Genomic DNA, 19,939 nt, shown 5'->3' with positions numbered 1-19,939 from the left:
AGGGCGACCTCAGTCGCCCTTGTTGATTAATTGACTCACCAATGATCAGCTGCGTTTGCTGAGCTTGGCCAGGTCCGCCGTGATGTTGGCAGCCTCGACCAGATACTCGTCGGGGGCCTCGAAATCGGCAGGCAGTTCATCCAGACTCTTCACCGCCGGCTTGCCGAGACGGGCAAGACGCTCGTTGGTGCGTTTGAGAGCCTTCTCGTCCTGCTTGGCCTGATCCGCCAGACGCTCCGCCTCGTTGAGGGAGACCGACTTCTTGTCTTTCTCCTCCTTGTAGTCGGCAATGTCCTGCATCACGTAGGCAAACTCCGGATCCTTGCTGATCCGCGCCTCGTGGGCAGACTGCAGCTTGGGCAGCAGGCTGGCGAAGTTGCCGAGCTTGTCATACTTGGCCGATGCAATCTTGTCCCACGGCAAGGCATTGAACTCGCGGCTCTCGCCCGTCTCTTCCGGTGCAACCGCAGTCGGGAAGCTGATATCCGGGGCGACACCCTTGTTCTGGGTGCTGCCACCGTTGATCCGGTAGAACTTGGCGATGGTGTACTGCACGTGACCGAGCGGCTGCTCGTAGAAGTCGTACACCTTGGCGAGGCTGCGATGCTGCTGCACCGTGCCCTTGCCGAACGAGTTCTCGCCGAGGATCAGGGCGCGGCCGTAATCCTGCATGGCGGCGGCAAAGATCTCGGAGGCCGAGGCGCTGTATCGGTCGATCATCACCGACATGGGGCCGCCGTAGTAGACGTTGCCGTCGTCATCACCGTTGACGGTGATGCGGCCCATGTGATCCCGGATCTGCACCACGGGACCGCTGGCGAAGAACAGGCCGCTCAGGGCAGAGGCTTCGGTCAGCGCACCGCCGCCGTTGCCACGCAGATCGACGATGAGGCCATCGATCTTCTGCTTGTTGAGGCTGGAGAGCTCCTTGATCACATCATCGTGCAGGTTGACGTAGAAACTCGGGATCTCGAGCACCCCGATCTTCTTGCCTTCGGCGGTGATCACCTTGGACTTGGCGGCTCTGTCTTCCAGACGCACCTTGTCACGCACCAGCTCGATCTGCTCGGTCTTGGCGGCGGCACCCTTGCCACGCTGGATCTCCAGCTTCACCTTGCTGCCTTTTGGTCCCTTGATGAGTTCGACCACGTCATCGAGACGCCAGCCGATCACATCGACAATCTTGCCGTCATCCTGCCCTACCCCGACGATCTTGTCATCAGGCTTGAGGTGGTTGGACTTGGCAGCCGGACCACCGGGCACCAGGGAGCGGATGACGGTGAAGTCATCCTCGGCCTGCAGCACGGCACCAATCCCCTCGAGCGAGAGGTTCATCTCGGTGTTGAAACGATCGGCGCTGCGCGGAGACAGATAGCTGGTGTGCGGTTCGATGGCGCGAGCGAAGGAGTTCATGAAGAGCTGGAACACGTCCTCGCTCTCGGTCTGGGACATCCGCTTGATGGCGTTGTTGTAACGCTTGCCAAGCAGTTCCTTGATCTCGGGCCACTCCTTGCCGCTGAGCTTGAGGCTCAGGGCATCGAACTTGACCCGCTGGCGCCACAACTCGTTGAGTTCGGCTTCGTCTTTCGGCCAGGCCGCCCCTTCCCGATCAAAGATGTAGTTGTCGGGTTGGGTAAAATCGAAAGGAGTATCGAGCAGTTTGAGGGCGTATTCGAACCGCTCATAACGCCGCTGCTGACTCAGATTGAACATCTCGTAAGCCGGTGCCAGCCGTCCTCTCTCGAGGTCGGTGTCAAAACCGGTACGGTACTTTTCAAAGCGGCTGATATCAGAGGCCAGAAACAGGTTGCGGCTGTAGTCCAGATTCTCCAGATACTTGTCAAAGATCACGGAGGAAAAGGCATCGTCCAGCTTGAACTGCTTGTAATGCGAGCGGGTAAACAGATTGGCAATTCGCTTGCTAGCCGTAGCATGTTGGCTCTCCTGAGCCAACACAGGCAAATCACTTTCCTTGAGCACCGGCTCGATGGCCTGTGCAAGCCCGGCAAGCGCCAGGCTACAGGCAACGAGGGAAAAACGAATTACGCCATGCTTCAACATTTGTCTCCTTAGAGAACCAGGTGCTCGAATTTGACCCGCAGCATCATGCCGGTCTGCAATTGAACCTGAACGTCATCCTTGGTCACTTCCTTGATGGTGGCCGGCACCGGAGACTTGCCCAGCACAACCCGGACGCCCTGATCCACTTTCAGGGTAGCGGCATCCACTTTGACCAGCGGGGCTTCGACAGCAGCGGGAGCAGCCTTGGGAGCGGCTTTCGGCTTGTCGGATTTGGCGGCAGCATCGGCCTTGCGCGGAGCAGGACGACGTGGCTGCTTGGCCTTCTCTTCCTTGGTGTTGGTACGACGGCTGGCAAAGACACGCTCTTTGCTCTCTTTAAGGGCTTGCTTGGCATGCTCGATGTGCTCTTCGGTGAGCAGCTCGCCCGGATTGCCGTCCAGATCGACACGGGCCTGGCCAGCCTTGAGGCCATGCAGGTAACGCCAGCTGGAGGTGTATTGACGCAGAGCAGAACGCAGCATGGTCTTGGAGACTCTGGCGTCGTCAGCAAGACGCTCGGCCAAATCCTGGAAGATGCCAATCTTGAGCGGCTTGGCCTCTCCTTCAGCAATGAAGCAGGCCGGGAATTTCTCGACCAGGTAGGCAACGATCTCTTTACTGTTCTTCAGCTTCTCAGTGTTTTCCATGTATAACCTTGGCTTTCATATAAACGCGCGGGCACACCCGAGCACAACAAAGGCCCCATTATAGAGAGCTTGGGGCCTTTTGCGAACCATCAAGCAATGACTTAGAGCATGCTTTCCAAAATTTGCACCGTTTCTTCCAGTCCAATCCGGTCTTGCGCATCAAAGCGGTTAAAGATTGGACTATCGATATCCAGTACGCCAATGATCTCGCCACCACGCCGCAGCGGGATCACGATTTCGGCATTGCTGGCACCGTCGCAGGCGATGTGACCTTCAAACTGGTGCACGTCGTCGATGAGCTGGGTCTTGCCCTCGGCCACCGCCGTACCACACACCCCGCGCCCGACCGGAATGCGCACGCAGGCCGGCTTGCCCTGGAACGGGCCGAGCACCAGGGTCTCGCCCTGCAACAGGTAAAAACCGACCCAGTTGATGTCGGCCAGCTCCTGGTTGAGCAGTGCAGACAGGTTGGCCAAGTTGGCGATGAGATCCGGCTCCCCTTCCAGCAATGCCTGGGCCTGCTGGTTGAGGGTGCGATAAAATGCTTGTTTTTCAATCATGATTAAATGAACTTCACTCCCTGACAATCAGTGCAAGGTAACGCCCCGCCTGAAAAATTCAAATCAATTTTCACCTCCCCCCCCATCCTTTCTTCAATCAGGCGAGGCATTTAGCGGGCGACGGAGAGCGCCAGTTGCTGGCGCTGGCCATTGCTCCACTCGATATTGAGCAGCCAGACCATCAGCGGCGAGGTGCAGGATCCCACCAGGGTAGTCCCCTGCCAGCCCTGCTCGGTGGCCTCAAAGTTGACCGGAATGGTCCCCATGAACATGTCCCGCCCCTCCAGCCACGCCTTCACCGGTGTCACGGCCGGATCGCCGCCCTGAAGCTGTATCACAAAGTCACGTTCGGCCTGCACCGGCAGCGAGGCAACACGCACGGTCAACGGCTTGTCGCCCAGTCGGGTGTTGCAGCTGGTGTGGGACAGATCACAAATCTGATCTTTTTCTGATCCCGCCACCGCGGTCTGCACGTTGTCGAACCAGGTTCGATAGGCAACCAATCCGAGCAAAATGGCCAGGACGATCGCCAAATGGACAATTTTGCGTGAAGTGAGTCTCTCTTTCATGAAAAAACAGCCTTGTAAGATGTCTGAAAAATGACATTTTCGTGATCTCGCGCAAGGTAAATAATTGAACAGGCGAGACCCAACGGAGCCAAATATATCACTGTTTATACTGTTATTTTACCTGTCAGTTCAGTATCATTCCCATTGAATTTTCATTTAGCTACTTTTTGCTTTTCCTTTTATTAACAGTTGTTAACAAGAGAAAAGGCAGTAGCCAATGAAGTCGGTCCACGTCACTGGACACAAAATCAAACAACAGCAGCATCGGAAGCGGAATACAACGATGAGCCATACAACTAACCATCCTGAGTACAACTACACCGTTGTTCGCCAGTTCACCATCATGACGATTGTCTGGGGAATTGTCGGCATGTCGGTTGGCGTACTGATCGCAGCCCAGTTGATCTGGCCTGCCCTCAACTTTGATACTCCCTGGCTGACTTACAGTCGCCTTCGCCCTCTGCACACCAACGCGGTCATCTTCGCGTTTGGTTGTAGCGCCCTGATGGCGACCTCCTTCTATGTGGTGCAACGCACCTGTCAAACCCGACTGTTCGGCGGCAAGCTTGCCTCCTTCGTGTTCTGGGGCTGGCAGGCGATCATCCTCTCGGCCGCCATTTCGCTGCCGCTGGGATACACCACCTCCAAGGAGTACGCAGAGCTGGAATGGCCGATTGATATCGCCATCACCATCGTCTGGGTCGCCTATGCCGTGGTCTTCTTCGGCACCCTGGTCAAGCGCACCACCTCCCACATCTATGTGGCGAACTGGTTCTTCGGTGCCTTCATCATCACGGTGGCCGTGCTGCACATCGTCAACAACATGGAAGTGCCGCTTTCCGGCATGAAGTCCTACTCCATGTACTCCGGCGCCATGGATGCCATGGTGCAGTGGTGGTATGGCCACAACGCGGTAGGCTTCCTGCTGACCGCCGGCTTCCTCGGCATGATGTATTACTTCGTGCCCAAGCAGGCGGGTCGTCCGGTCTACTCCTACCGTCTCTCCATCGTTCACTTCTGGGCGCTGATCTCCCTCTACATCTGGGCCGGTCCGCACCACCTGCACTATACCGCGCTGCCTGACTGGGCCCAGTCGCTGGGCATGGTGATGTCCCTGATCCTGTTCGTGCCCTCCTGGGGCGGCATGATCAACGGCATCATGACCCTCTCCGGTGCCTGGCACAAACTGCGTTACGACCCCATCCTGCGCTTCCTGATCGTGTCCCTGTCGTTCTACGGCATGTCCACCTTCGAAGGCCCGATGATGGCGATCAAGACCGTCAACGCCCTCTCCCACTACACCGACTGGACCATCGGTCACGTCCACTCCGGCGCACTGGGCTGGGTTGCCATGGTATCCATCGGTGCCGTGTACCACCTGATCCCGAACCTGTTCGGCCAGGGCCGCATGTACAGCATCAAGCTCATCAACGTCCACTTCTGGCTGGCTACCGTGGGCACCGTGCTCTACATCGTCGCCATGTGGATTTCCGGGGTGATGCAAGGTCTGATGTGGCGTGCGGTCAACGACGACGGCACCCTGACCTACAGCTTCGTAGAAGCGCTGCAGGCCTCTTATCCTTTCTACTTCGTGCGCTTCCTGGGTGGCTGCTTCTTTGTCACCGGCATGTTGCTGATGGCCTACAACGCCTATCGCACCATCACTGCGCCCAAAGGTTCCCTGGAACCTGTCGCACAGCCAGCATGATTGAAGAGGTCAAAGCATGAGCAACAATAACCGTCACGAGATCTTTGAAAAGAGCGTTCCCATGCTGGTGGTCGGCATCATATTTGCCATCAGCCTGGGGGGCCTGGTCGAAATCACTCCGCTGTTCTTCCAGAAGCAGACCACTGAGCCGGTCGAGGGCCTCAAGCCCTATACCGCTCTGCAGATGGAAGGGCGCGACATCTTCATCCGCGAAGGCTGCACCGTCTGCCACAGCCAGATGATCCGTCCGTTCCGCGCCGAAACCGAGCGTTACGGCCACTACTCGGTCGCCGGTGAGAGCGTGTGGGAGCACCCCTTCCTGTGGGGCTCCAAGCGTACCGGTCCGGATCTGGCCCGGGTTGGCGGTCGTTATTCCGACGACTGGCACCGTGCTCACCTGATCAACCCGCGCGACGTGGTACCCGAGTCCAACATGCCCGCCTTCCCCTGGCTCGACACCAACGTGCTGACCGGTGAACTGACTGGCAAGAAGCTGGCCCTGTTCCGCGATCACTTCGGCGTACCCTACACGGATGCCGACATTCAGGGTGCCGGCGAGGCCGTGAAGGGCAAGACCGAGCTGGATGCGCTGGTAGCCTATCTGCAATCACTGGGTCATGCCCTGAAATAAAGGAGTCAGGATATGGATTACGGCACATTTCGCGGCCTGTATACCCTGCTGTTGATGGCCATCATGATCGGCATCATCGTCTGGGCCTACAGCAAGCGCCGCAAGACCTCCTTCGACGAGGCTGCCAATCTGGTTTTTGCCGACGACGAGCAACCCAGTGCTGATAACAAGAACGCAGGAGCGAAACAATAATGAGCACTTTGTTTAGCATTTTTGTCACCGTCATCAGTCTGGGGACCATCCTCGGCTGCTTCTTGCTGCTGGTCTGGTGCCTGCGCGACAAGATGGGGGTGGAAGAGGGCAAGTCCATGGGACACGCCTTCGACGGCATCGAAGAGATCAACAACCCGCTGCCGAAGTGGTGGACCTACATGTTCCTCTTCTTCATCGTCACCGGTCTGGTCTATCTGATTGCCTTCCCGGGCCTTGGCAACTTCAAGGGCGTACTGGGCTGGCAGAGCTCCTACCAGGACGTACGCTCGCTGGCCGAGTCCAAGGCTGCGGCGGCCTCCGCCAAGGCTGAAGGGCGTGCGGTGGAGTACGATCGCGAGCTCATCAAGGCCGACGAGATCTACGGCGCCAAGTTCCGCGAGCTGGCCTATCAGGCCGATGGCAAGACCTATCGTGCCATCGAAGAGATCGCCGCCGATCCGGAAGCCCGCAAGGTGGGTCAGCGTCTGTTCCTGCAGAACTGCTCCCAGTGCCATGGCTCCGACGCCCGCGGTGGTCGCGGTTTCCCGAACCTGACCGACAGCGAATGGCAATGGGGCGGCGCGCCCGACCAGATCAAGACCACCATCATGGGTGGTCGTCAGGGCGTGATGGCAGCCTGGGGCGAGATCCTCGGCAAGGACGGGGTCAAGGAAGTGGCCTCCTACGTGCTGAGCCTCTCCGGTCGCAAGGTGGACATGGTGGAAGCCAAGAAGGGTGAAGCGCGCTTCACCATCTGCGCCGCCTGTCACGGTCCGGACGCCAAGGGCGGCATCGCCTTCGGAGCGCCGGATCTCACCAACAACACCTGGCTCTATGGCGGTTCCCGTCAGGTGGTCGAGCAGACCATCACCCACGGTCGCCACGGCGTGATGCCGGCCTGGAAGGATATTCTGGGTGAAGACAAGGTGCACCTGCTCGCCTCCTACGTTTACAGCTTGTCCCACAACGACCAGCAAAATAAGCAGTAACATGTGATAAACACGTGATTACTCAGCAAAAAGCCTCGACTCTTCGAGGCTTTTTGTTATCTTGTGTTGACTGAAATTCCTCTGTTTCGTTAATCACTGGTTTCACGGTAGTAGCACTATGTCCCAACCCTGGTATCGCCAATTCTGGCCCTGGTTCATCATCGCCCTCCCGACCGCAGCCGTGATCGGCAGCATCAGCACGGCGATCATCGCCAGCAAGGATGGCGTCAACCTGGTGGCCGAAGACTATTACAAGCAAGGCAAAGAGATTAATCAGGATCTCAGCAAGTTTGATCGCTCCGAAGCCCTCAACATCCACATCGCGCTGGAGGTCAACGGCAACGAGCTGACCCTCAAGCCGCTGTCGGGGGATATCCCGGCCGGCCAGGCGCTCTACCTCTCCCTGTTTCACCCCACTCTCGCCGGCATGGACAGCGAGCACATGGTGACCGCCGACGGCAACGGCGTCTATCGCCTGCTGCTCGACAAGCCGCTCACCGGCAAGTGGCACGTGCGGGTGGATGCCTTCAACCACGAATGGCGGCTGCAAGAGACTGTCCAGCTCCCCACCAAGGCCCCCGTCGAACTCGATCCCAAAGGACGCTGAGTCATGAGCCGTCCTGTTTACCATGACGCGCCGGCAGTGACCGGCGCTTCACTGTTTCTGCCGACAGGCCAGGCGGCCTGCGGCCAGCTGTCATGAGCGGCTGCTTTCACTGTGGTGAGCCGGTGCCCGCCGGCAGCCACTATGCCCTCGAGATAAAAGGCATAGTCCAGCCCATGTGCTGCCCCGGTTGTCAGGCGGTGGCGGAAACCATTCTGGAGTGCGGCCTGGCCAGCTACTACGAGCACCGCACCGCCCCCGGCACCAAGGGCGAGCTGGTACCCGCAGAGCTCGCTGCCCTCACCCACTATGATCTGGCCGAAGTACAGCAGGATTTTGTCACCGACAGCGCTACCGGCAGCCACAAAGTGCGCGAGATCCAGCTGACGGTAGAAGGCTTGACCTGCGCCGCCTGTGCCTGGCTCATCGAACGCCATCTGGGCAACCTGGCCGGGCTGCACTACATCAACGTCAACACCACCACGCACCGGGCCCGCATCAAGTGGGATCCGGACCGGCTCTCTTTGAGCGACATCCTCAAAGGCTTTGCCAAGATTGGCTATCGCGCCTACCCCTTCCAGACTCACCAGCAGGAAGCGCTCTACGCCAAAGAGGTGCGCAGCTACATGTTCCGGCTGGCACTGGCGGGGCTCGGCTCCATGCAGGTGATGATGTGTGCGGTGGCGCTCTACATGGACCTCTTCATCAGTGTCGAAGAGGAGTTCATGGTCTACTTCAAGTGGATAAGTCTGCTGCTCTCCACCCCCATCATGATCTATTCGGCCCAGCCCTTCTACGTGGGTGCCTGGCGCAGCCTCAAGCAGGGGCACCTCTCCATGGACGTGTCGGTGTCGCTGGCGTTGATCGGTGCCTTCGTCGCCTCCATGTGGGCCACCGTGTTCAACACCGGCGAGGTCTATTACGACTCCATCACCATGTTCGTCTTCTTCCTGCTGCTGGGGCGCTTCCTCGAGCTGCGGGCCAGACGCAAAGCCTCCGAGTCGAGCTCCAACCTGGCGCGGCTGGTGCCCATCATGGCCACCCGGCTCGATGAGGATGGCGAACACGAGGTGGCCGCCAAGACGCTGCAGGTGGGCGACCGGGTACGGGTGCTGGCGGGTGCCACCCTGCCGGCGGATGGCATCATCCTGGTTGGGCAGGCCAGCCTCAACGAATCCATGCTGACCGGCGAACAGCTGCCGCTGCTCAAGCAGGTGGGGGATGCCGTCTACGCCGGCACCATCAACACCGACGCCCCCCTCGAAATTCGGGTCAGCCATCGCATCGAAGAGTCGCGCCTGGCCCAGATCATGCGGCTGCAGGATCACGCGCTGGACGACAAACCGGCCATTGCCCAGATGGCGGACGTACTCTCCCGCCACTTCATTCTGGTACTGCTGTTCATCGCCGCCGGGGTATGGACCTTCTGGCACTTCCATCAGCCGGAGCAGGCCTTCTGGGTCACCCTGGCGGTGCTGGTGGCGACCTGCCCCTGCGCCCTGTCGCTGGCCACCCCCACCGCGCTCACCTCGGCCACCGCCCGCCTGACCCGCGCCGGCATTCTGTTGCGCCGTGGCCACGTGCTGGACGTGCTGACTCGGGCCAATCGCATCGTGATGGACAAGACCGGCACCCTGACCACGGGCAACATCAGCCTCACCAGCACGGAGGCCCTGGGTAACCTTGACGAGACGCGCTGCCTTGCCATTGCCCGCGCCCTGGAGGCCTATTCCGAGCACCCCATCGCTCGCGCCTTTCGCAGCAACGCCGCAGAGGACGCCGTGCTGCTGGCTGCCAGCAAGGTGACCCCCGTCATCGGACACGGTATCGAGGGGGTGATCGACGGTCGCCACTATCGCCTCGGCAGTGCCCGCTGGCTCGGCATCAGCGATGCCCACGAAACGCAAGCGGACGGGCTGGTCATCTATCTGGCCGACGAGGTTCGGGCGCTCGCCCGCTTCCTGCTGACCGATACCCTGCGCCCCGATGCGAAGGCGCTGATCCAGGCCTTCAAGGCGGCTGGCCTCAAGACCACCATCCTCACCGGCGACAGCTCGGCCCAGGCCGACGAGGTGGCCCGCGAGCTGGGGGTCGACGAGCTGGTCAAGGGCGTCACGCCAGATGGCAAGCTGGCCTACCTCAAGGAGCACGAGGCCCGCGGAGACATCAGCATCATGGTGGGAGATGGCATCAACGATGCCCCGGTGCTGGCCGGTGCCCACGCCTCCTTCGCCATGGCCGGCGGCACCGATCTGGCCAAGAACAGCGCCGACGCCATCTTGCTGGCCGATGATCTCTCCCGCCTGCTGGATGCCCGCGCCCTGGCGCTGCGCACCCGCAAGATCATCAAGGAGAACTTCGCCTGGTCCATCGGTTACAACCTGCTGGTGCTGCCGCTGGCGGCGAGCGGCTGGCTGCCCCCCTATGTGGCGGCGGCGGGCATGTCATTGAGCTCCCTCATCGTGGTCACCAACTCCATGCGGCTCAACCGCTGAGCCGTGGCCACAGGGACAGACAGGGTGAAGGGAGCGGGCTCCGGTCAGGCTCCCTTCACCATCGAATCGACGGGCCTGCGGCCACCAACGGGTGTACCATGACCCTTTTCATTGCAAGGCTTGCTGCATGAACATCATCTTCGTCCTCATCCCCATCGCCATCCTCTTCGTCATCATCGCCGGCGCCGTCTTCTTCTGGGCCATTCGCTCCGAGCAGTTTGAAGATCTCGACCGCCAGGGTTCCAATATCCTGTTCGACGAAGAGCAACCCGCCCCCAAACATGCCGAACACGAGCACAAAGATGACGGCCACCCTTGATCTGCTGGGCGCCCTGCTGGTGGGACTGGCTGGCGCCGGCCACTGCATCGGCATGTGCGGCGGTGTCTCCGCCGCCCTCTCCATGGCCATTCCTGCCGAGAAGCAGCACTTCTGGGGGCGACTCGGTTATCTGCTCAACTACAACCTCGGCCGGATCCTCAGCTATGTGATTGCCGGCGCCTTGGTCGGGGGACTGCTGGCCACTACCAGTGAACTCGGCGCGGGCAAGCACGCCATCGCCGGCTTGCGGCTGGTGGCGGCCTTCCTGATGATTGCCCTCGGGCTCTATCTCGCCGGCTGGTGGCAGGGGGTGTTGCTGCTCGAGCGCATTGGCGCCAGGTTGTGGCCCCGTCTCAAGCCGCTGGCGGGCAAGTTCATCCCCTTCACCTCGACCTGGCAGGCACTGCCGTTTGGCATGGTATGGGGCTGGCTCCCCTGCGGGCTGGTCTACTCCATGCTGACCTGGAGCGCAGCGGCGGGATCCGCCGGTGGTGGAGCGCTGATCATGCTCTTTTTCGGGCTCGGCACCCTGCCGACCCTGTTTGCGCTGGGGGGGCTGGCGGATCGGCTGCGCTACTGGCTGACCCTGCGCAGTTTGCGCCTTGGTGGTGCCCTGCTGCTCATCGCATACGGGCTGCATACCCTCTGGATCGGGATTGCGTCCTTTTGAAACCCTATCCAAAACGGATGAGTTGATGGTAAACTTGTTTGATATAAATCAATTATTCGTATGAGCCTATGATCCCGGAAAAGAAACCTGGCAGACGTATTCAGAGCGGTGGCTGTGCAATTCATTGCCAGGATTGCAGCATCAGCCAGCTCTGCATTCCCTTCACTCTGAACGACAACGAGCTCGATCAGCTGGACAGCATCATCGAGCGCAAGAAGCCGATCCAGAAGGGTGAAGAGTTGTTCAAGGCCGGCGATGAGCTCAAGTCGCTCTACGCCATCCGTTCCGGGACCATCAAGTCATACACCATCACCGAACAGGGTGACGAGCAGATCACCGCCTTCCACCTAGCTGGTGATCTGGTTGGGTTTGACGCCATCCACAAACAGGCTCACCCCTCCTTCGCCCAGGCGCTGGAAACCGCCATGGTGTGCGAGATCCCGTTCGACGTGCTTGACGATCTCTCCGGCAAGATGCCGAAGCTGCGCCAGCAGATCATGCGGCTGATGAGCAACGAGATCATGGGCGACCAGGAGATGATCCTGCTGCTCTCCAAGAAGAATGCCGAAGAGCGCCTCGCCGCCTTCCTGCACAACCTGTCGGTGCGCTTCTCCGAGCGTGGTTTCTCCGCCAAGGAGTTCCGCCTCTCCATGACCCGCGGCGACATCGGCAACTACCTCGGCCTCACCGTCGAGACCATCAGCCGTCTGCTGGGCCGCTTCCAGAAGTCCGGTCTCATCAGCGTCAAGGGCAAGTACATTACCGTGCTGGATCACGTTGCCCTCGGCGTCATGGCCGGTGCAACCCGCCCCCCCTGCGGTTAAGCTTCCTCTCTCTGGTGCCGGATCGGTTTACCCCGAAATTTGATCCGGCACACGTCCCCCTCTCTCCTCCTGAGCTAAGCTGTAATGGCTAAAGGTCTGCCATCATTGGTATTTTTGCCAAGGAGGAGGAGAACATGGTCAAGTACCGAAAAATTCTGGTGGTCATCAACCCGGAAGAAGAGCGGCAAATCGCCCTCGAACGTGCGGTCAAGGTAGCCGAGCTGGATGAAGGCGCCCAACTGACCCTGTTGCTCACCATTTACGACTTCTCGTATGAAATGACCGCCATGCTGTCGGTGGATGAGCGGGAAGAGATGCGCCACGGGGTGATTGCCCAGCGCCGCGAATGGCTCGACGACATTCTCAAACCCTACCGCGCCCGAGGGCTGGATTGCGAGATCAAGGTGGTCTGGCACAACCGTCCCTTCGAATGCATCATTCAGGAAGTGCTGGAGCAGCGCCACGATCTGGTGGTCAAGGCCACCCACCACCACTCCTTCCTGCAAACCTTCATCTTCACCCCCACCGACTGGCATCTGCTGCGCAAGTGCCCCTGCCCCGTGCTGCTGGTGAAAGAGGGTCATTGGCAGCGGGGCGGCAACATCATCGCCGCCATCAATTGCTCCAGCGACGATCAGGATCAGAAACTGCTCAACGAGCGGATCACCGAAGAGGGGATCGCCATCGCCGAGCTGCTCGGCTCCAACCTCTATCTGGTAAACACCTATCCGGGCACCCCGGTCAACGTGGCCATCGAGCTGCCAGAGTTTGACCCCAACGCCTACAATGACGCCATTCGCAAACACCACGAGAGCCTACTGCTGAGCCACGCCGACAAATACGGCATCGGCCATCTCTGGACCCGGGTGGCGGAAGGCCTGCCCGAAGAGGTGCTGCCCGATCTCGCCGGCGAGCTGCAGGCCACCCTGATGATCATGGGGTGCGTCGGTCGCACCGGGCTCTCCGCCGCCCTGCTCGGCAACACCGCCGAACACGTGGTGGATCGCCTCGCCTGCGACATGCTGATCCTCAAGCCCGCCGATTACAGCTGCCCGGTCGATAGCCGCCGTCCAGCATAAGCCTTTCTTGCCCTCCCCCGGGACATGGCTATAATAAGCCGCTTATTTTTGTCCCGGGTTTCAGGTCATGCTAGAAGAGCTTAACGCCAAAGAAAAATACAGTTTCAACAAACTGCAGAAGCGCCTGCGGCGCAACGTAGGTCAGGCCATTGCCGACTTCAACATGATTGAAGAGGGTGACAAGGTCATGGTGTGCCTGTCCGGCGGCAAGGACAGCTTCGCCATGCTCGACATTCTGATGAGCCTGAAGGCCAGCGCCCCCATCCATTTCGATCTGGTGGCGGTCAACCTGGATCAGAAGCAGCCCGGCTTCCCCGAGCACGTGCTGCCCGAATACCTGACCACCCTCGGCATCGACTTCAAGATCGTCGAAGAGGATACCTACGCCATCGTCAAGGAGAAGGTGCCGGAGGGCAAGACCACCTGCGCACTCTGCTCCCGCCTGCGCCGCGGCATTCTCTACCGCACCGCCCAGGAGCTGGGCTGCACCAAGATTGCCCTTGGCCACCACCGCGATGACATCCTCGAGACCCTGTTCCTCAACATGTTCTACGGCGGCAAGCTCAAGTCCATGCCGCCCAAGCTGGTGAGCGACGATGGCAAGAACGTGGTGATCCGCCCGCTCGCCTACTGCAAGGAGAAGGACCTGGTACGCTATGCCGAGGTCAAGGCCTTCCCCATCATCCCGTGCAACCTGTGCGGCTCCCAGGAGAACCTGCAGCGCCAGGCCATCAAGCAGATGATGCAGGAGTGGGATCGCCGCTTCCCGGGTCGTCTCGAGACCATGTTCACCGCCATTCAGGACGTGATCCCGAGCCACCTGCTCGATCACAAACTGTTTGACTTCAAGAGCATCAACCGCGACTCCGGCATCATCGACGGCGGCGACAAGGCGTTTGATCCGCCCGAACTGCCCAAGGCACCGCTGCTGGACATCGACGAGATGGACATGCTGGACGTCATTGAGGTGCGCTAAGCCCACTTCAACCATAAAAAAGGAGCGCATCGCGCTCCTTTTCGTTTTTATACCGGCCACCCTCGGTAGCGGCTCAAGATGGGCTAGCCCTTGTGCAGCCAGGGAGTCAACCGCAGGATCTCCCCCTGCAGCTGCAGCTTGCCCCCGGCAAACTCCGCCAGCTGGGCGTTGCTCAGCAGCAATTGCCCCTCCTGCCAGGGCAGCGGCAGCTGGCGAGCACCGTCGATGAGGTAGGCGGTACCGCTTGGCTGCACCAGGCTGACCCTCACCCCCGTCATCTCGGGCAGGAAATATTTGCCGACCATGCCGGCCAGCTTTTCCAGCAGGCTCTGCATGTCGTGCTGGCGCCCCGTCAGCTCGCTCACCTTGAGCTCCCACCGACTGTCTGCCGGCGGCGGCACATCCGCCATCACCTGTACCGACAGATCGCAGGCCTCATGGGGCTCGGTGAGCCCCACCACCACGGTCGCCTTGTCGAGATTCAAATCATCGTCATAGGGCAGCCGCAATTCGCTGTCGATGGTCACCTCGGCCGCCACGTCCCGATCCAGAGTCGAGACCCGGGCCGAGGTGAGCAAGCAGCGCCGGCCATTTTGCTGATCGGTCAGATAAAAGCCCAGCCTGGCGTGACCAAACTCCCCTTTAGCGAAGGTCTTCATCTGGCTGTAGAAGGTACCGTACTGCAGCTCAAGGGAGGGCTGGGCCACTGCCAGCATGGGCGCCATCAGCAGCGCGGCCGCCATCCCGTATCGATTGTTCATATGCCATCCTTTTGCATCACGCATCTGTACGCGCCGCTATCTGTAGCTGTTGTCTGAGGCCCTGCATGCCGTCAGGCGTTGAAATGATCGGGGCCCTGGCTCACCTCGGTCACTTCGACCGCCACCCCGCACAGATCCCGGTAGAGGATCCCCTTGCAGTTGAAATAGAGCGGTGCCACCCAGATAAGTCCGAGCCCCATGGGGATCAGCGCCAGGAAGAACAGCGCCATCATGACCCCGTGCAGCAGCACTATGCTGGGCCAGCCGCGGGCAAACAGGCGCAGGGAGACCAGGATGGCCTGCACCGGCGACAAGCCGCGCTCCAGCACCAGCGGCACGGTAAACACCAGCCCCATGCCGATCAGGGCCGACGGAATGAAGGCCAGCATTACCGGCAGACCCAGCAGTTCGAACAGCGGGCCGAACAGGCTGGTGATGAGGCTGCCGAGCAGGCTCAGGCTGCCAAGGCGCAGGAAGTGGCGAAAGAAGTCGAACACCTGGCTCGGTCGGGCTCTCACCCCCACCGACTGCTGCAAGCCCAGCATGTCGAGGGAGGAGGTCATGGGCGACATGATGATGGTGATGAGCAGGCTCAGCACCAGGGCCACGTCCATCCCCCCTTCCTGACTGACGTAGGGGGCGAGCAGGGTGTTGCTCAACAGCATCCAGATGGCTGTCACCCCGACAATGGCCAGCAGCAGGCCGAATCCGGTGCGCCGCGTCTGTTGCCAGCTCTCCTGCAATACCCCCTTGAGGTCGAGACGATATCCCTGGCTCAGGGACTGTTCGAGGGAACCACCTATCCGCATTTTGTTACTCAATTGACTATCCAACATCCGAAAAACTGCTATTCAGGGAGCACATTATAGCGATTTGACCCGGCATGCGTAGCCGTTTTTCCCACGCGTCTGCGCTCAAAAAGCCTTTGATTTCATCACCCCCCATAGTCCAGGCCAGGATCCCCTCCTTGGCCGACGGCCACCAGGGGCGTAGGATGCCAGGCGACAGTGCGGATTTTTTTGCGCGCCCCGCCCTACCCGGGAATACAGGGGCACGCGCTTTACAAGGAGATGTTCATGTCTGATTTGACCCTCTATCTTGCCCCCGGTACCTGCGCCATGGCCGTGCGTATCGCCCTCACCGAAGCCGGTGCCCCTCATCGGATCAAGCAGCTGGATCTGACGGCTGGCGAGCAGCGCTCCCCTGCCTATCTCGCCATCAACCCCAAGGGACGGGTCCCGGCGCTGGTGACCGAGCGGGGCGTACTCACCGAGACGCCGGCCTTGCTGCTTTATGTGGCGCAGCGTTTTCCCAATGCCGGGCTGGCGCCGCTGGACGATCCCTTCCTGCTGGCCAGGATGCAGGAGGTGCACGGCTTTCTCGCCGCCACCGTGCACGTCGCCCATGCCCACGGCCGGCGCGGCAGCCGCTGGGCCGATGACCCGCAGGCCATTGCCGCCATGCAGGCCAAGGTGCCACACAACATGCGCGATGGCTTTGCCGAGATTGAACGCCATTATCTGGCCGGCCCCTGGGTGCTGGGGGAGCGGTTCAGCCTGGCCGACATTTACCTGTTCGTGGTGGCGAGCTGGCTCGAGGGCGACGGGGTGGCCATCCGCGAGTTTCCCAAGGTAGCGGACCACTATCGGCGCATGCTGGCACGTCCCGGCGTGCAGCAAGGGCTCGCCCTCTAGTCCGCTCATTGCGGGTGCCAGTGCTCCTCTGGCACCTGTTTTTCCCCGCTTTCCCCTCCCCATTGAGATCGTTTTCACATTTCTGCCATCTCTTGGTGGATCAAAACCGCCTGAGCGCCTATCTTCCACCCCATGACGCAACCGGTTGCGTAACCGGTTGCCTAGCTAACATCAAATACGCGGGCATAGCCTGCCGAGGTGCTGTATGAAACGAGGCTTACTGCTCAATGCTCCCCTGAGTGCCCTGGTGGCACGGATGGGTCACACCGACGAGATCACCGTCTGCGATGCCGGCCTGCCCATTCCGACGGGACCGGAGCGGATCGATCTGGCGCTGATGGCGGGGACGCCGAGCCTTAAAACCGTACTGACCGCCCTGCTCACCGACCTGGTGGTGGAGAAGGTGATCATGGCAAGCGAGATCAAGCAGATCAGCCCCGCTGCCCATCAGGCGCTGGTGGATCAGCTGGAGGCGCACGCCGCTGCCCAGGGCAAGCCCATCACCATCGAGTACTGCCTGCACGAAGCATTCAAGGCTCGCTCCCACCAGAGCAAGGCCATCGTGCGCAGCGGCGAGGTGACCCCCTACGCCAACCTTATTCTCTGCGCCGGCGTGGCGTTTTAAATTCCCAAGGAAGCAGCTATGAGCAACGCCAATATGCTCCCCTCGCCCATTCTGGCTCTTTCCGGGATCGTCAAGACCTTCCCCGGGGTGCGTGCCCTCGATGAGGCGGGCCTCAAGGTCTATCCAGGCCAGGTGATGGCCCTGCTCGGCGAAAACGGCGCCGGCAAGTCGACCCTGATGAAGGTCTTGACCGGCATCTACCAGGCCGATGCGGGCAGCATCAGCTATCGCGGCCAACCGGTTCACTTCAAGGGGCCGCGCGACTCTCAGGATCAGGGTATCAGCATCATCCACCAGGAGCTGAACCTGCTGCCGGAGTTGTCGATTGCCGCCAACATCTTCCTCGGCCGCGAGCCCCGTACCCGTTTTGGCAGCATCGACCACAAACAGCTGCGCGAACGAGCAAGCACCCTGCTGGCACGGCTTGGCGTCAAACACGGCCCGGATACCCGGCTCGGGGATCTCTCCATCGGCGAACAGCAGATGGTGGAGATCGCCAAGGCGCTGTCGTTTGATGCCAGCGTCATCATCATGGACGAGCCCACCGATGCCCTCACCGACACCGAAACCGAGCAGCTGTTCGTGGTTATCCGCGAGCTGCGTGAGCAGGGTTGCGGCATCGTCTACATCTCCCATCGCTTGAAGGAGATCTTCGAAATCTGTGATCGGGTCACCGTGCTGCGCGATGGCAAGTGGATCGGCGAGCAGGCGGTGAGCGAGCTCGACGAAGACAGGATCATCGAGATGATGGTGGGTCGCCGGCTGGAAGAGCAGTACCCGCGCCTTGCCCGCGAGCTCGGTCCGGTCAGCCTGCAGGTCAAGGATCTGGCCGGTCCCGGCGTGCGCGGGGTGAGCTTCTCCCTGCGTCAGGGTGAAATTCTGGGCTTCAGCGGCCTGATGGGGTCCGGGCGTACCGAGCTGATGAAGCTCATCTACGGTGCCAGCCCCATCAGCGCCGGTGAAGTGGCAGTGGACGGTCATGCTCTGGTGCCCAAAAGCCCGGCCGATGGTCTGGCCGCCGGCATTGCCTACATCTCCGAGGATCGCAAGGGCGACGGCCTGGTGCTGGAGCTGTCGGTGCGCGAAAACATGAGCCTGTGCGCCCTTGGCGAGTTCATCAGCCACGGCAAGATTGACGGTCAGGCCGAGCGCCAGGCGGTGAGCGACTATGTGCGTCTGTTCAACATCAAGACCCCGAGTCAGGATCAGCTGATAAAACTGCTCTCCGGCGGCAACCAGCAGAAGGTGGCCATCGCCAAGGGGCTGCTGACCAGGCCCAAGGTGCTGATCCTGGACGAGCCGACCCGCGGCGTCGATGTCGGCGCCAAGAAGGAGATCTATCAGCTCATCAACCAGTTCAAGAAGGAGGGGATGAGCATCATCCTGGTCTCCTCCGAAATGCCGGAAGTGCTCGGCATGAGTGATCGCATCATGGTGATGCACGAAGGGCGCATCAGCGCAGAATTCAACACCCGCGATGCCAATCAGGAGAAGCTGATGGCAGCGGCAGTCGGTAAACAGTGGCAAGCAGAGCAAGAGGCAGCACAATGACAACCCAAACCCTTTCCCGCCGCGGCGTCATGAGCAAGGCCTGGTGGATCGAGAACAAATCCCTGGTGGCGCTGCTGGTGCTGATCGGCGTGGTCTCCTTCCTGAGCCCCAACTTCTTCACCGCCGACAACCTGCTCAACATCCTGCGCCAGACCTCGGTCAACGCCATCATGGCGGTCGGCATGACGCTGGTCATCCTCACCGCCGGCATCGATCTGTCGGTTGGCTCGGTGCTGGCCCTGTGCGGCGCCCTGGCCGCCACCATGGTCGCCCTGGAGCTGCCCATCGCCCTGGTGATCCCCCTCACCCTGGGGGCCGGCGCCCTGCTTGGCGGCATCAGCGGCCTCATCATTGCCAAGGGCAAGGTACAGGCCTTCATAGCCACCCTGGTCACCATGACCGCCCTGCGCGGCGTCACCATGGTCTATACCGAGGGGCGCCCCATCTCCACCGGTTTCAGTGACGGCGCCGATCACTTCGCCTGGCTGGGTACCGGTTACCTGTTCGGTCTGCCGGTGCCCATCTGGCTGATGGCCATTGTCTTCCTGCTGGCCTGGTTCATGCTCAACCACACTCGCCTGGGTCGCTACATCTATGCCCTGGGCGGCAACGAATCGGCCACCCGCCTCTCCGGCATCAATGTGGACCGCGTGAAGCTCGCGGTGTATGGTCTGTGCGGCATGCTGTCGGCACTGGCCGGGCTCATCGTCACTTCCCGCCTCTCCTCCGCCCAGCCGACCGCCGGCATGGGGTACGAGCTGGACGCCATCGCCGCCGTGGTACTGGGTGGCACCAGCCTGATGGGGGGCAAGGGCCGCATCATGGGTACCCTGATCGGTGCCTTGATCATCGGCTTCCTCAACAATGCCCTCAACCTGCTCGACGTATCGTCCTATTACCAGATGATCGCCAAGGCCAGCGTGATTTTGCTCGCCGTGATGATCGATAACAAAAGCAATCGTTGATAAAACAAGCCACACACAA

21 protein-coding genes are annotated in these 19,939 nt (G+C 60.6%); 15 read left to right on the top strand and 6 right to left on the bottom strand.

Features of this window, described 5'->3' with window-relative positions:
- Window positions 1-45 precede the first annotated feature (45 nt).
- The 4 genes from prc to OKB87_RS00785 all read right to left on the bottom strand — a co-directional run bounded on the left by prc (window position 46) and on the right by OKB87_RS00785 (window position 3,837).
- A complete protein-coding gene (gene prc, locus OKB87_RS00800) occupies window positions 46-2,061 on the bottom strand; it encodes a carboxy terminal-processing peptidase (RefSeq protein ID WP_043122896.1) in 2,016 nt (671 codons plus the stop codon).
- An 8-nt stretch (window positions 2,062-2,069) separates the two neighbouring features.
- On the bottom strand, window positions 2,070-2,708 hold the full coding sequence (proQ, locus tag OKB87_RS00795; RefSeq protein ID WP_017410055.1) for an RNA chaperone ProQ: 639 nt from the start codon (window positions 2,706-2,708) through the stop codon (window positions 2,070-2,072).
- Between the two features lie 101 nt (window positions 2,709-2,809).
- A complete protein-coding gene (locus tag OKB87_RS00790; protein WP_011706144.1) occupies window positions 2,810-3,268 on the bottom strand; it encodes a GAF domain-containing protein in 459 nt (152 codons plus the stop codon).
- 110 nt (window positions 3,269-3,378) lie between these two features.
- A complete protein-coding gene (locus OKB87_RS00785; RefSeq protein ID WP_043162649.1) occupies window positions 3,379-3,837 on the bottom strand; it encodes a hypothetical protein in 459 nt (152 codons plus the stop codon).
- 283 nt (window positions 3,838-4,120) lie between these two features.
- Here OKB87_RS00785 and ccoN point away from each other — a divergent pair, with 283 nt between their 5' ends.
- The 11 genes from ccoN (at window position 4,121) to ttcA (ending at window position 14,324) form a co-directional block, all read left to right on the top strand.
- Complete coding sequence (gene ccoN / locus OKB87_RS00780) at window positions 4,121-5,545, top strand: cytochrome-c oxidase, cbb3-type subunit I (protein ID WP_016350679.1); 1,425 nt, start codon at window positions 4,121-4,123, stop codon at window positions 5,543-5,545.
- 16 nt (window positions 5,546-5,561) lie between these two features.
- A complete protein-coding gene (gene ccoO, locus OKB87_RS00775; protein ID WP_005300783.1) occupies window positions 5,562-6,176 on the top strand; it encodes a cytochrome-c oxidase, cbb3-type subunit II in 615 nt (204 codons plus the stop codon).
- A gap of 12 nt (window positions 6,177-6,188) precedes the next feature.
- Window positions 6,189-6,368: a CcoQ/FixQ family Cbb3-type cytochrome c oxidase assembly chaperone gene (locus OKB87_RS00770; protein WP_005300779.1), complete on the top strand. Its 180-nt coding sequence runs from the start codon at window positions 6,189-6,191 to the stop codon at window positions 6,366-6,368.
- Window positions 6,368-7,357, top strand: a complete 990-nt coding sequence (gene ccoP / locus OKB87_RS00765) for a cytochrome-c oxidase, cbb3-type subunit III (protein WP_270826139.1) — start codon at window positions 6,368-6,370, stop codon at window positions 7,355-7,357. The genes OKB87_RS00770 and ccoP overlap by 1 nt, the downstream gene beginning before the upstream one ends.
- Before the next feature lie 118 nt (window positions 7,358-7,475).
- The gene (locus OKB87_RS00760) at window positions 7,476-7,964 is read left to right on the top strand and encodes a FixH family protein (protein ID WP_011706148.1); all 489 of its coding nucleotides are present in this window, start codon (window positions 7,476-7,478) and stop codon (window positions 7,962-7,964) included.
- A 92-nt stretch (window positions 7,965-8,056) separates the two neighbouring features.
- Window positions 8,057-10,456 carry a heavy metal translocating P-type ATPase gene (locus tag OKB87_RS00755; RefSeq protein ID WP_270826138.1) on the top strand — a complete coding sequence of 800 codons (2,400 nt, stop codon included), beginning with the start codon at window positions 8,057-8,059 and terminating at the stop codon, window positions 10,454-10,456.
- 127 nt (window positions 10,457-10,583) lie between these two features.
- Window positions 10,584-10,775 carry a cbb3-type cytochrome oxidase assembly protein CcoS gene (ccoS, locus tag OKB87_RS00750; protein ID WP_005300771.1) on the top strand — a complete coding sequence of 64 codons (192 nt, stop codon included), beginning with the start codon at window positions 10,584-10,586 and terminating at the stop codon, window positions 10,773-10,775.
- On the top strand, window positions 10,759-11,445 hold the full coding sequence (locus tag OKB87_RS00745) for a sulfite exporter TauE/SafE family protein (protein WP_130632374.1): 687 nt from the start codon (window positions 10,759-10,761) through the stop codon (window positions 11,443-11,445). Before ccoS ends, OKB87_RS00745 begins: the two co-directional genes overlap by 17 nt.
- Before the next feature lie 68 nt (window positions 11,446-11,513).
- Window positions 11,514-12,269, top strand: a complete 756-nt coding sequence (locus OKB87_RS00740) for an FNR family transcription factor (RefSeq protein WP_005300768.1) — start codon at window positions 11,514-11,516, stop codon at window positions 12,267-12,269.
- Window positions 12,270-12,403: 134 nt separating this feature from the next.
- Window positions 12,404-13,348, top strand: coding sequence for a universal stress protein UspE (gene uspE, locus OKB87_RS00735; RefSeq protein ID WP_005300766.1), 945 nt, complete (start codon window positions 12,404-12,406; stop codon window positions 13,346-13,348).
- Window positions 13,349-13,415: 67 nt separating this feature from the next.
- Complete coding sequence (ttcA, locus tag OKB87_RS00730; protein ID WP_011706151.1) at window positions 13,416-14,324, top strand: tRNA 2-thiocytidine(32) synthetase TtcA; 909 nt, start codon at window positions 13,416-13,418, stop codon at window positions 14,322-14,324.
- A gap of 83 nt (window positions 14,325-14,407) precedes the next feature.
- Here the strand turns inward: ttcA and OKB87_RS00725 are convergent, their stop codons facing one another.
- Entirely contained in the window at window positions 14,408-15,085 is a 678-nt protein-coding gene (locus tag OKB87_RS00725) for a DUF2987 domain-containing protein (protein WP_270826137.1), read from the bottom strand.
- Between the two features lie 71 nt (window positions 15,086-15,156).
- Window positions 15,157-15,894, bottom strand: a complete 738-nt coding sequence (locus OKB87_RS00720) for a hypothetical protein (protein WP_219281452.1) — start codon at window positions 15,892-15,894, stop codon at window positions 15,157-15,159.
- Window positions 15,895-16,161: 267 nt separating this feature from the next.
- On the opposite strand from OKB87_RS00720, the gene OKB87_RS00715 reads away from it, so the two are divergent.
- From OKB87_RS00715 to rbsC, 4 genes are all read left to right on the top strand, one after another.
- Window positions 16,162-16,779, top strand: coding sequence for a glutathione S-transferase family protein (locus OKB87_RS00715; protein WP_270826136.1), 618 nt, complete (start codon window positions 16,162-16,164; stop codon window positions 16,777-16,779).
- 205 nt (window positions 16,780-16,984) lie between these two features.
- The gene (rbsD, locus tag OKB87_RS00710) at window positions 16,985-17,404 is read left to right on the top strand and encodes a D-ribose pyranase (protein ID WP_270826135.1); all 420 of its coding nucleotides are present in this window, start codon (window positions 16,985-16,987) and stop codon (window positions 17,402-17,404) included.
- Between the two features lie 18 nt (window positions 17,405-17,422).
- Complete coding sequence (rbsA, locus tag OKB87_RS00705) at window positions 17,423-18,955, top strand: ribose ABC transporter ATP-binding protein RbsA (protein ID WP_270826134.1); 1,533 nt, start codon at window positions 17,423-17,425, stop codon at window positions 18,953-18,955.
- Window positions 18,952-19,920, top strand: coding sequence for a ribose ABC transporter permease (gene rbsC / locus OKB87_RS00700; RefSeq protein WP_219253066.1), 969 nt, complete (start codon window positions 18,952-18,954; stop codon window positions 19,918-19,920). The genes rbsA and rbsC overlap by 4 nt, the downstream gene beginning before the upstream one ends.
- Window positions 19,921-19,939: the final 19 nt, after the last annotated feature.

It is taken from the genome of Aeromonas sp. Y318-1, assembly GCF_027706125.1.
GTDB lineage: Bacteria > Pseudomonadota > Gammaproteobacteria > Enterobacterales > Aeromonadaceae > Aeromonas > Aeromonas hydrophila.
Note: the sequence above shows the minus strand (reverse complement) of the source record. Positions and strands in the feature narration are given on the sequence as shown.